Source organism: Saccharomonospora iraqiensis subsp. paurometabolica YIM 90007 (assembly GCF_000231035.2).
GTDB lineage: Bacteria > Actinomycetota > Actinomycetes > Mycobacteriales > Pseudonocardiaceae > Saccharomonospora > Saccharomonospora paurometabolica.
Genome location: NZ_KI912263.1, coordinates 25183 through 37100, shown reverse-complemented (window position 1 = coordinate 37100; position 11918 = coordinate 25183). Strand labels below are relative to the sequence as shown.

Genomic DNA, 11918 nt, shown 5'->3' with positions numbered 1-11918 from the left:
CGCCCGATGAGTGCGAGGGAATGGATCGACAAGGACTTCTACCGCGAGTTGGGCGTCTCCTCCGACGCTTCCGCCGACGAGATCAAGAAGGCGTACCGCAAGCTCGCCAGGGAGAACCACCCGGACGCCAACCCCGGTGACGAGGAGGCCGAACGCAGGTTCAAGGCCGTCTCGGAGGCCTACGGTGTGCTGTCCGACCCCGACAAGCGCAAGGAGTACGACGAGGCCCGCAGCCTCTTCGGCGCCGGGGGCGCGGGCGGCTTCAACTTCCCCGGTGGCGGCCGCGGCGGTGGCCCCGGCGGTCCCGGGGGAGCGGGCGGTTTCGACCTCGGTGACATCTTCGGGCAGGGCGGCACGAGCGGCGGTGCCGGCTTCGGCGGTGGCCTCGGTGACATGCTGGGCAATCTCTTCGGTCGGCGCGGTGGTGGCGCGGGCACGGCGACCCGTGGTCAGCGCGGCGCGGACGTGGAGACCGATGTGCGCATCGAGTTCGCCGAGGCGGTGCGGGGTGCGACCCTGCCGCTGCGGCTGTCCAGCCCGGCGACCTGCGGTACCTGCCACGGCAACGGTGCCCGTCCGGGCACCGGCCCCCGCACCTGCCCGACCTGTTCGGGTGTGGGCCTGGTCAACCGCAGCCAGGGTGCGTTCGCCTTCTCCGAGCCGTGCCGGGACTGCCGCGGTCGCGGCACGATCATCGACCAGCCCTGCCAGGAGTGCGGCGGCGAAGGGGTCAGCGACCGCACCCGGACGCTGACCGTGCGGATCCCGCCGGGCGTGGACGACAATCAGCGCATCCGGCTGGCGGGCCAGGGCGAGCCCGGCCGGGGCGGCGCTCCCGCCGGGGATCTCTACGTGCGCGTCCACGTCCGGCCGCACGAGGTGTTCGGCCGGTCCGGCAACGACCTGACGATCACCGTGCCGGTGGACTTCAGCGAGGTCGCGCTCGGCACGACCGTGACCGTCCCGACCCTGGAGTCCAAGGTCTCGCTGAAGGTTCCCGCGGGGACGTCGAGCGGGCGGGTCCTGCGGGTGCGCGGCAAGGGCATCACCCGGCGGGACGGCACCCAGGGCGATCTGCTGGTCACGTTGCAGGTTGTGGTGCCCGGTAAGCTGGACGCGAAGGCCAGGAAGGCGCTGGAGCGCTACGCCGAGACGGTCGCGGACACGGATCCACGGCCCGAGATCACCGCGCTGTTGCGAGACAGGGAGTGAGGCGTGCATGTTCGGTGGTTCCGGTCTGCCGGGAGGATTGCCGCACGGTGCGGACGAGGACACGCCGGTCTTCGTGATCTCGGTGGCGGCGCAGTTGTCCGGGCTGCACGCGCAGACCCTGCGCTCCTATGACCGACTGGGTCTGGTGTGTCCCGGCCGCACCCCGGGAGGGGGCAGGCGGTACTCGCTGCGGGACATCGCGCAGCTGCGGGAGGTCCAGCGCCTGTCCCAGGAGGAGGGGGTCAACCTCGCCGGGATCAAACGGATCATCGAACTGGAGAACCAGGTCGAGGCCCTGCAGCAGCGGGTGACCGAGCTGAACGAGGAGCTCGCCGCGGCCTACGCGGCCGCCGAGCAGGCCGCGGCGGCCGTCCACGCCTCCTACCGCAGGGACCTCGTGCCCGCCCGCCGCAACGCCCTGGTCGTCTGGCGCCCGGACCGCCGCCGCTGACCGCCCGAACCGCTCGGCCCGACGCGGACGGTTCCGGGGCGGACGGTTCCGGGGCGGGTGTGTGCACCCGGGGTCGCTCAGTCCAGGGCGAAGGGGTCGTAGCGGATCTGGTGCAGGGCCGTTCCCGCCACCAGCATCCGGGACACCGTGCCCTTGATCATCCCTGGGGAGCCGGAGACGAGGACGTCGTGGTCGGCCCAGGGGCCGCGGCGTGTGACGGCCTCGGCGAGCGTGCCGTGCTCGAAACCGGGCATCCCGTCCGGGTGCTCCACCACCGGGCGCACGGTCAGCCACGGGTTCGTGGCGGCGAGCCCCCGCACCTGGTCGAGCGCGTAGAGGTCGGCCCGCGTCCGGCCGCCGTAGAAGAACGTCACGGGCGGGTTCGTGACGAACCGGCCCAGCTCGTCCACGAGGGCCTGCAGCGGGGCGACCCCCGTGCCGCCCGCGATCATCAGCACCGGGTATCCGGCCTCCCGGTCGACGTGCAGACCACCGAGCGGCGGCCCGATCCGCCATTCGTCCCCCTGCCGGGTGTGGCCGACGATCGCCCGTGACACCCAGCCGCCGTCGACGGCACGCACGTGGAACTCCAGCGAGCCGTCCGGCCTCGGCGCGTTCGCCGGGGAGAGATGCCGCCACAACCGGGGACGCTGCGGCACCTCCACACTGAAGTACTGACCCGCGCGGTAGGGGATCGGCTCCTCCGGTTCCACCCGGATGAGGGCCAGGTCCCTGCCGAGCCGGTAGTGCTCGGCGACGGTGGCCCGCCAGTACGGCGGCTGGTGGCGGTACTCCTCCGCGGCGTCCTGCATCGACCGGGCGACGAGGGTGTAGGCCTCCGCCCACGCGCGTTCGACCTCGGGGGTCCAGGCGTCGTCCAGCCAGCGCTTCAGGGCGGCGAGCAGCGCGGTGCCCACCGCCTCGTAGTGGTCGGGCCGCGCGTCGAACTTGCGGTAGTCCCTGCCGAGTTCGTGCAGGAACGGCGCGAGATCGTCCGGCCGGTCGACCATGTGCAGCACGTGCACCAGTGCCCGGAGGGTGCGGCCCTGTTCGGCCTGCAGGCTGGCGGGGAAGAAGTCGCGCGTGGTGGGCGCGAGGGTGAACAGCAGGTTGTAGAAGTCCTCGGTGATCTCCGGCAGGTACGGCCGTGCCAGCTGCCAGGTCCGGCGGATGTGCCCCACCATCTCGACGACGGCGGGCGGCGCCTGGCGGGGTGGCGCCAACTCCGGGATCGGGCTGATCGGTTCGTTCGTCATCGCGCGCACCCCGGCGGGGTCCGGACCGTCCGCGCGGGCGAGACCCGCACCGACGGCAACAGCGAGCGCGGCCACGGCGAGCGCACTGTCACGGGCAACAACGGGGTTCACCTTCCAGGCCGAGCGGTCCGGCGACCACATTAGGTCCCGTACGCCGGTCGCGGTAGGCGGCCTCCCGGACGCCGGTCGGACATGCGCTCTCGCGCCGATCATGCGAGACCGCCCGCCCCCGGACCGGGGACGGGCGGTCTCACGTGGACGGGTCGGTCGTGGTCAGCTGTGGACCGTGTCGTCGACCTTGCTCACCTCACCGGAGCGGAGCTTGTCCCGGAAGGAGCGGACCTCGCGCTTGACCACCGGCATCAGCAGGTAGAGACCGATGATGTTGAACAGCGCGAGCATGAACAGCACGGCGTCGGCGAAGGACAGCACACTGCCCAGGGTGAGCACCGAGCCGATCACGACGAACAGGCAGTACAGCACCTGGTACACCCGCTCGGTCACCCGGGACTTGCCGAACAGGAAGATCCACGCCTTCTGGCCGTAGTAGCCCCAGGTGATCAGCGTGGAGAGCGCGAACAGTGCCACGGCGACGGTCAGCACGTACGGGAACCACGGCAGCACGGTGCCGAACGCCTCCGAGGTGATGGTGACACCCTGCTCGTTGCTCGGCGGCTCGCCGCCCGCGAACAGGGTGGCCTTGCTGTCCAGCCACATCTGCGGTGCGGCGATGACGATGGTCAGCGCCGTCATCGTGCAGACCACGACGGTGTCGATGAACGGCTCCAGCAGCGCCACGTGGCCCTCGGTGGCCGGGTTCTTCGTCTTGACCGCCGAGTGCGCGATCGGGGCCGAACCGAGGCCCGCCTCGTTGGAGAAGGCCGAACGCTGGAAACCGACGATCAGGGCGCCGATCGCACCACCGACGACGCCCTCCGGGGCGAACGCGCCGCCGACGATCTGGCCGACCGCGTCGGGCACGCTGGTGATGTTGACGAGGATGACGACGAGGCAGGCGGCGATGTAGACCACCGCCATGGCGGGCACCAGCCTGCTGGTCACGGCGCCGACGGACTTGATCCCGCCGATGATGACGAAGCCGACGACGATCGCGAGCACGATGCCGAAGATCAGCGAGGCGCCGGCGCCGCCGAGCAGGCCGTCCTCCCCGCCGGTGACGTTCTTGAGCTGGGAGAAGGTCTGGTTCGCCTGGAACATGTTGCCGCCGGAGAAGGCGAAGAACAGCAGCATGACCGCGGTCAGGACGGCGAGCACCTTCCCCAGCCCTCGGCCGAACGCGTTGCCGAACCGCTCGGCGAGGCCCTTGCGCAGGTAGTGCATCGGGCCACCGGAGACGGTGCCGTCGGCGTGCGTCTCGCGGTACTTCACACCCAGGGTGCACTCGACGAACTTGGTGCACATCCCGAGCAGACCCGCCAGGATCATCCAGAACGTCGCCCCGGCGCCGCCGATGGTCACCGCGACGCCGACACCGGCGATGTTGCCGAGTCCCACGGTGCCGGACACCGCCGAGGACAGCGCCGCGAAGTGCGAGATCTCCCCGGGCTCGGTCTTGTCGGTGTACTTGCCCCGGACGATCTCGGTGGCCAGCTTGAAGCCGCGGAACTGGATGAACCCGAAGTAGATCGTGAAGACGGTCGCCGCGAGGATCAGCCAGGCCACGATCCACGGGAACGAGATGCTGCCGATGCTGATCTCGGCGAACACGAACGCGGAGAGGCCCTCCGTCAACGGGTCGAAAACGCTGTTGATCGCTTCCTCGATCGAGGCGAGGGTCCCTCCCTCGGCCGCGAGGACGTGTGTGGCCGGGTCGGCCGGTGGGCTCGACGCGACCTCCGTGGTGTGGTTCACAGACATGGTGCGGTATCTGACCCTAAAGGGGCACGGCTGACAAGACCCTGCGGCATTTCGTTACGCAAAGTTACCTACCTCTCACCGGGAGATCGTCCGGATTGAGCGGAACACACTCAAGTTTCCTTACGTTGTTCTTGTTGAGGGTGGGCAACACGGGTCCGACCGGGCATCGGCCGTCCGGGCGGGCGTGATCCGTCCTCCTGTGGCCGGTAACCGCGAATCGACCCCGACAAGCCGACAACACGAAAGCAGCACCACAAGAGGTGAGGGATGGACGCGTTCAACCCGACAACGAAGACGCAGCAGGCGATCTCGTCGGCCGCACAGGCCGCCACGATGGCGGGCAATCCGGAGATCTCACCCGCGCATCTGCTCGGTGCGCTCCTGGCGCAGGGCGACGGGCTCACCGTGCCGCTGTTGGAGGCGGTCGGGGCCGATGTCGCGGTCGTCCGCAAGGATCTCGAACCGGTCACCGCCGGACTGCCCTCGGCGACCGGGGCGACCGTGTCCACGCCGCAGTTCGACGGCCACGCCGTCACGTCGCTCACCCGTGCGCAGAAGCTGGCCACCGAACTGGGTGATGAGTACGTCTCCACCGAACACGTGCTGGTGGGGTTGGCCGCGGAGGGCGGCCCGGTCGCGGAGCTGCTGCAGCGGCACGGTGCCACCCCGGACGCCCTCCGGGAGGCGTTCACCCGGGTGCGCGGCTCCGCCCGCGTGACCACCCCGGATCCCGAAGGCACCTACCAGGCGCTGGAGAAGTACGGACTCGACCTCACCGAGCGGGCGAAGGCCGGTGACCTCGACCCGGTGATCGGGCGGGACACCGAGATCCGCCGGGTGGTGCAGGTGCTGTCCCGGCGGACCAAGAACAATCCGGTGCTCATCGGCGAACCCGGGGTGGGCAAGACCGCGATCGTGGAGGGTCTGGCCCAGCGCATCGTCGCCGGGGACGTGCCCGAGTCGCTGCGCGGCAAGCGGGTCGTGGCTCTGGACCTCGGGTCGATGGTCGCGGGTGCGAAGTACCGGGGCGAGTTCGAGGAACGCCTCAAGGCCGTGCTCAAGGAGATCAAGGAGTCCGAGGGGCAGGTCGTCACCTTCATCGACGAGCTGCACACGATCGTCGGCGCGGGCGGTGGCGGAGGTGGGGACTCCTCGCTGGACGCGGGCAACATGATCAAGCCGATGCTCGCCCGGGGTGAGCTGCGCATGGTCGGTGCCACCACGCTCGACGAGTACCGCAAACACATCGAGACCGACGCCGCCCTGGAGCGCCGGTTCCAGCAGGTCATGGTGGGCGAGCCCTCCGTGGAGGACGCCGTGGGCATCCTGCGGGGGCTGAAGGAACGCTACGAGGTCCACCACGGCGTGCGGATCACCGACGCGGCCCTGGTGGCCGCCGCGACGCTGTCCGACCGCTACATCACCGCGCGGTTCCTGCCGGACAAGGCGATCGACCTGGTGGACGAGGCCGCGTCCCGGCTCCGCATGGAGATCGACTCGCGGCCGGTGGAGATCGACGAGGTCGAGCGCACCGTGCGGCGTCTGGAAATCGAGGAGATGGCGTTGTCGGCCGAGGACGACGCCGCCTCGCGGGAGCGGCTCGAGACGCTGCGCAGGGAGCTGGCCGAGAAGCGCGAACGTCTGAACGCACTGACCGCGCGCTGGCAGAACGAGAAGGGCTCGATCGAGCGGGTCCGGGAGCTGAAGGAGCAGCTGGAACAGCTGCGGGGCGAGGCCGACCGCGCCGAGCGGGACTCCGACCTCGGCCGTGCCGCCGAACTGCGGTACGGCCGGATCCCCGCGCTGGAGAAGGAGCTGGACGAGGCCACCCGTGCCTCGGAGCGGGTGGAGGACACGGGCGAGGTGATGCTCAAGGAGGAGGTCGGTCCGGACGACGTGGCCGACGTCGTGAGCGCGTGGACCGGCATCCCCGCGGGCAGGCTCCTGGAGGGCGAGACCGGCAAGCTGCTGCGCATGGAGGAGGAGCTCGCCGGGCGGGTGGTCGGGCAGGCCGACGCCGTGCGGGTGGTCTCCGACGCGGTGCGCCGGGCACGCGCCGGGGTCGCCGACCCGGACCGGCCCACCGGGTCGTTCCTGTTCCTCGGCCCCACCGGTGTCGGCAAGACCGAGCTGGCCAAGGCGCTGGCCGAGTTCCTGTTCGACGACGAGCGCGCGATGCTGCGCGTGGACATGAGCGAGTACAGCGAGAAGCACTCGGTCGCGCGGCTGGTCGGTGCCCCGCCCGGCTATGTCGGGTACGACCAGGGTGGCCAGCTCACCGAGACGGTCCGCAGGCGGCCGTACTCGGTGGTGCTGCTCGACGAGGTCGAGAAGGCTCACCCGGACGTGTTCGACGTGCTGTTGCAGGTGCTCGACGACGGGCGCCTCACCGACGGGCAGGGCCGTACGGTGGACTTCCGCAACACGATTCTCGTGCTCACGTCGAACCTGGGCTCGCAGGCGATCGCCGACCCGGCGCTGACCGAACAGCAGCGCACGGACTCGGTGATGACGGTGGTGCGGCAGCACTTCAAGCCGGAGTTCCTCAACCGGCTGGACGACGTGGTCGTGTTCCACGCGCTGGACACCGAGCAGCTCACCGAGATCGTCGACATCCAGGTGCGGCGGCTGGCGCGACGGCTCGCGCAGCGCAGGCTCACCCTGGAGGTCACCCCGGCCGCGCGGGACTGGCTGGCGCTGAACGGTTTCGACCCCGTCTACGGGGCGCGGCCGTTGCGCAGGCTGGTCCAGTCCGCGATCGGTGACGAACTGGCCCGCAAGCTGCTCGCGGGCGAGGTCCGGGACGGCGACACGGTGCACGTCGACGTCCCGGAGTCCCCGGTCGACAGCGAGAAGCCCCTCGTCGTCACCCGGAAGGAGTAACACCCCGCTCTCCACGGGGCCTCCGCCGAACGAGTCGGCGCGACACGGCCCGCTGATCTTGGTCGGCGGGCCGTGCCGGATACCCTGTGCGCCGTGGGTATTCCAGCGTGGATCTGGTTCGTCATCGCCGCCGTCGCCGCGGTCGCCGGGCTCGGCCTGCTCACCGCCGACCGCGCCAGGGAGAGTTCGCGCAACCGCGAGCGCGCACGCTGGGCCGAGTTGCGCGGCTGGCAGTACGTCGAGGAGGACGAGGGGCTGCCCCGGCAGTGGTCCGGCGGCGCGATCGGTTACTTCGCGGCGCAGGGGGCGGTCAACGTCGTGGCGGGGTCGACGTTCACCGCCGACGGGCGCCGTCCGGTGTTCGTCTTCGACATCGAGTCGGACGGCGTCATCCCCGCGGTGATCGTGGCCGTGCGGTGCAACCGGGTGCATCCCGTGCTGCTCGAACTGTGGCTGGCGAGCGTGCCGTTCCAGCGTGCCGAGATGCCCGAACTACTCGGCCCGGTCGGCCAGCGCTACGCCTTCGCCGACGACCTCGGCCGGGCACGCACGATGATCGGTCAGGATCTCGTGGACGCCGCCGACGGGCTCGGCGGGGACGTGGGGGTCGCCTGGCTGGAGAACGAGTGGGTGCTGGCCAGCGTCGCGCCGAACGTGGGGCCGTCGCGCCTGGAGCGGCTGCTGCGGGACCTGGGCGAGATCGCCGACATCGTCGACCCCTTCGAGGAGGACGGGGCGCCCGCGCGTACGCCGCTCGCCGACGCCGAGTCGGATCGTGCCGCGCTGGAGGACGCCGAGCTCGACCCGGTCGGCGCGGACACGGGTACCGCGAGCGGGTCCGGCACCACGGATTCGCCCCCGTCCGGCCCCGGCGGCTCCGGTTCCGCCTCCGTCGGCACCACGTCGGGCAGTACCACGTCGGGCGCCGCCACGTCGGGCGGCGGCGCCACGTCGGGCGCCACGTCCGGCGGGACGGCCGTGACGACCGGTTCCGGGGACGACGACTCCTCGGCCGGCTCCGGCGGTTCCGGGAACGAGTCCGGGGACGCTGACGCGGGCGCCTCCACCCCGGCCGAGACCGAGGGCGGTCCGGCGGGACGCTGACCGCGGGTGCGGACCGTCGACCGGCGTGCTCCCGCGTTCCGGGTGGGTCCGTCAGTCCAGATCGAGCGTCCCGGACACCGAGGGGCGCTGCGGGAGGTCGTTCCCGGCCGGACCGTCCACGACGCCCGGCCCGTCGGTGGTCGAATCCTCGCCGACCGGGCCTTCGCCGACCGGGCCTTCGCCGACCGGGCCTTCGCCGACCGGGCCTTCGGTACCCGGGCCTTCGGTATCCGGGCCGGGGTCCGGGTCTCCGGTGCCCGGGTTCCCGGCGACGAGCAGGCCCCCGACCGGCGCGTCCCCGTCCGCGGTGGCCGGGCCCTCCGCCGGGCCGAGTCCGGTGGACGACCGCCCCTGCCGGAGCCGGTGGCTCTCGGCCCGCAGCGACTCCGTGTCGTAGTGCTTGAGCAGTGCCCGGAGCGACGCCTGCTTGAAGTCGGTCTGCCGGAATCCCGCCGACGGGACCGGGTCCGGGGCCGCCGCGGGCCCCGCCGCCGGTTCCGTGGCTTCCTCCGGCTCCGCGTCTTCCTCCGGCTCCGCGTCTTCCTCCGGTTCCGTGTCCGTGCCGACCGGGGCCGGTGAGGGGTCGACGAGGTCGAGGGTCCCGGCGAACCGGCCGCCGTCCTGGAGAGAGAGCTCGCGGTAGGTCAGCGTGTGCTCCACGGGCTCGGTCGCCGCCGCGAACCCCTCCGCGTACGAGTCGGGATCGATCCCACCGCCGGGGCCGTCCGTGTCCGGACCGTGCGGGTTGTGCGGGGTGTCCGGTTCTCCGACGGTGTCGGCCCCCGCGGCATCGTCGTCGGTCGCCGCGATGTAGCCGCGAACGAACGACAGGTAGTCGATGGCACCGTTTCCCATCTGGAGTCCATTCCCTCGGTCGGGTGAGGCTCGCGGGTACCCCCAATGGTTTGAGCAAGATACTGCCTGTCATCAGCGTAGTGATCGCCCGGGCGGTAGTTTGACCCTCATGCCGGTAGCACTGATCACGGGAGCCACCGCGGGCATCGGGGCCGTCTTCGCGGACACGCTGGCCGCCGAAGGCAGGGACCTCGTGCTCGTCGCGCGGGACGCGGACCGACTCGCCGAGCGCGCCGACGAACTCCGGACCCGACACGGCGTGCGGGTCGAGACCCTCACCGCCGACCTGGCCACCGAGGCGGGCCGGGACGCCGTGGAACGACGACTCACCGGGTCCCCGGTCGACATGCTGGTCAACAACGCCGGCCTCGGCCTGTCCGGCGAGTTCTGGACCGCCGACGTCGAGGCGCTGCAGCGCCAGCTCGATGTCAACGTCACCGCCGTGCTCCGGCTGACCCGCGCGGCGGTGCCGGGGATGCGGGAACGGGGCGGCGGGGACATCGTCAACGTCTCCAGCGTGGCCGGGTTCTTCTCCGGCCGCGGCTCGACCTACACCGCGAGCAAGGCGTGGGTCACGTCGTTCTCGGACGGCCTGGCCTCCGCGTTGCACGGTTCTGGGGTGCGCGTGCTGGCGCTGTGCCCCGGATTCACCCACACGGAGTTCCACGCGCGGGCGGGGCTGGACAAGTCCGGCCCGGGTGTGCTGTGGCTCGACGCCCGCAGGGTCGTCGACGAGGCACTGGCGGACCTGCGGGCGGGCCGGGTGGTCTCGGTGCCCAGCAAGCGCTACAAGATCGTGGCCGCGGTCGGGCGACTCCTGCCGCGCGGTGTGGTCCGACGCCTCGGCGGCCGGTTCGCCGGCCGGGACCGCACCTGAGGGCGGCCCGTCCGCGGGCCTCGTGTCAGACTCGCCGCTGTGGCGAACCCTTCCTTGGACCGAGCGGCGAAGACCGAACTCGCCCGGCTGGTCACCGAGCTCTGTGTGATCCGCGGCCGGGTCGTGCTCTCCTCCGGCGCGGAGGCCGACTACTACGTCGACCTGCGCCGGGCCACCCTGCACCACGCGGCGGCCCCGCTGATCGGCAGGCTGCTGCGGCAGCGCACCGCCGACTGGGAGTACGTGGCCGTGGGGGGCCTCACCCTGGGCGCCGACCCGGTGGCGACCGCGATGCTGCACTCGGCGGCGGCCGACGACGTGGTGCTGGACGCCTTCGTGGTGCGCAAGACGGCGAAGGAGCACGGCACCCAGCGCCGGATCGAGGGTATGGAGGTGGCGGGGCAGCGGGTGCTCGCCGTCGAGGACACCTCCACCACCGGGGGCAGCGTGCTCACCGCCGTGGACGCGCTGCGCGAGGCGGGCGCCACCGTGGTCGGGGTGGCCACCGTCGTCGACCGGGACACCGGCGCCCGCGAGGCGATCGAGGAGCGGGGGCTGCCCTACCGGTCGCTGCTCGACCTCGACGACCTCGGGCTGCGCTGAGTGGGGCTGCGCTGAGTGGGGCTGCGCTGAGCGGGGCTGCGCTGAGCGGCACCTGCGCAGGGGAACGGTCCCGCCCGTGGGGACAATGGCGGGTGTGACGGAGACGCCGGGACCGACCGAATGGTCGACCACCGACAGCGGGGTGGGTGTGGGTCCGTGGGAGGGGCCCTGGCCCACCGACGAGCGGTACGACCCCGAACTGCTGGAGCACGGCGACCGGCGCAACGTGGTCGACGCCTACCGGTACTGGCGCCGCGAGGCGATCGTCGCCGACATGGACACCCGGCGGTACCCGTTCCACGTGGCGATCGAGAACTTCCAGCACGACCACAACATCGGCACGGTGGTGCGCACGGCGAACTCGTTCGCCGCCGCCGCGGTGCACATCGTCGGCAGGCGCCGGTGGAACCGGCGCGGGGCGATGGTCACCGACCGCTACCAGCACCTCCACCACCACCCGGAGGTCTCCGGTCTGGTGGAGTACGCCACCGCACACGGCCTCGCCGTCGTCGCCGTGGACAACCGGCCCGGTGCGGTGCCGGTGGAGACCGCGGACCTGCCGCGGGACTGCGTGCTGCTGTTCGGGCAGGAGGGGCCCGGGCTGTCGCCGGACGCCCAGGCCGCCGCGTCGCTGGTGGTCTCGATCGCGCAGTTCGGGACCACCCGTTCGATCAACGCGGGGGTGGCGGCGGGCATCGTGATGCACACCTGGATCCGGCAACACGCGGACCTGCGCTCGGCCTGGTGACCGGCCGCCGGCCGCGCCCGGTCAGGAGCCGGGCGGCCGGGAGCCGGGCGG

9 protein-coding genes and 1 pseudogene are annotated in these 11918 nt (G+C 71.8%); 7 read left to right on the top strand and 3 right to left on the bottom strand.

The window, feature by feature from the left end; all coding sequences use genetic code 11:
- Positions 1–6: 6 nt before the first annotated feature.
- Together dnaJ and SACPADRAFT_RS0223495 are read left to right on the top strand one after the other, a co-directional pair.
- A complete protein-coding gene (gene dnaJ, locus SACPADRAFT_RS0223500) occupies positions 7–1212 on the top strand; it encodes a molecular chaperone DnaJ (protein ID WP_007023339.1) in 1206 nt (401 codons plus the stop codon).
- A 7-nt stretch (positions 1213–1219) separates the two neighbouring features.
- Positions 1220–1663, top strand: a complete 444-nt coding sequence (locus tag SACPADRAFT_RS0223495; protein ID WP_007023338.1) for a heat shock protein transcriptional repressor HspR — start codon at positions 1220–1222, stop codon at positions 1661–1663.
- Between the two features lie 77 nt (positions 1664–1740).
- Here SACPADRAFT_RS0223495 and SACPADRAFT_RS0223490 read toward each other — a convergent pair whose 3' ends face one another.
- Together SACPADRAFT_RS0223490 and SACPADRAFT_RS0223485 are read right to left on the bottom strand one after the other, a co-directional pair.
- Complete coding sequence (locus tag SACPADRAFT_RS0223490; protein WP_028662712.1) at positions 1741–2919, bottom strand: globin domain-containing protein; 1179 nt, start codon at positions 2917–2919, stop codon at positions 1741–1743.
- Between the two features lie 273 nt (positions 2920–3192).
- Positions 3193–4797: an alanine/glycine:cation symporter family protein gene (locus SACPADRAFT_RS0223485; protein ID WP_007023336.1), complete on the bottom strand. Its 1605-nt coding sequence runs from the start codon at positions 4795–4797 to the stop codon at positions 3193–3195.
- Positions 4798–5064: 267 nt separating this feature from the next.
- On the opposite strand from SACPADRAFT_RS0223485, the gene clpB reads away from it, so the two are divergent.
- Positions 5065–7680 (top strand): ATP-dependent chaperone ClpB, encoded by a 2616-nt coding sequence (clpB, locus tag SACPADRAFT_RS0223480; protein ID WP_007023335.1) that lies wholly within the window; start codon positions 5065–5067, stop codon positions 7678–7680.
- 93 nt (positions 7681–7773) lie between these two features.
- Positions 7774–8433: pseudogene (locus SACPADRAFT_RS29575) on the top strand (hypothetical protein); the annotation flags it as partial.
- Positions 8434–8835: 402 nt separating this feature from the next.
- Here SACPADRAFT_RS29575 and SACPADRAFT_RS33580 read toward each other — a convergent pair.
- Positions 8836–9639, bottom strand: coding sequence for a hypothetical protein (locus tag SACPADRAFT_RS33580; RefSeq protein WP_007023333.1), 804 nt, complete (start codon positions 9637–9639; stop codon positions 8836–8838).
- Between the two features lie 109 nt (positions 9640–9748).
- On the opposite strand from SACPADRAFT_RS33580, the gene SACPADRAFT_RS0223465 reads away from it, so the two are divergent.
- From SACPADRAFT_RS0223465 to SACPADRAFT_RS0223455, 3 genes are all read left to right on the top strand, one after another.
- Positions 9749–10516 (top strand): SDR family NAD(P)-dependent oxidoreductase, encoded by a 768-nt coding sequence (locus SACPADRAFT_RS0223465; protein ID WP_007023332.1) that lies wholly within the window; start codon positions 9749–9751, stop codon positions 10514–10516.
- A 39-nt stretch (positions 10517–10555) separates the two neighbouring features.
- Positions 10556–11119 (top strand): orotate phosphoribosyltransferase, encoded by a 564-nt coding sequence (gene pyrE / locus SACPADRAFT_RS0223460; RefSeq protein ID WP_007023331.1) that lies wholly within the window; start codon positions 10556–10558, stop codon positions 11117–11119.
- An 85-nt stretch (positions 11120–11204) separates the two neighbouring features.
- On the top strand, positions 11205–11867 hold the full coding sequence (locus SACPADRAFT_RS0223455) for a TrmH family RNA methyltransferase (protein ID WP_007023330.1): 663 nt from the start codon (positions 11205–11207) through the stop codon (positions 11865–11867).
- Positions 11868–11918: the final 51 nt, after the last annotated feature.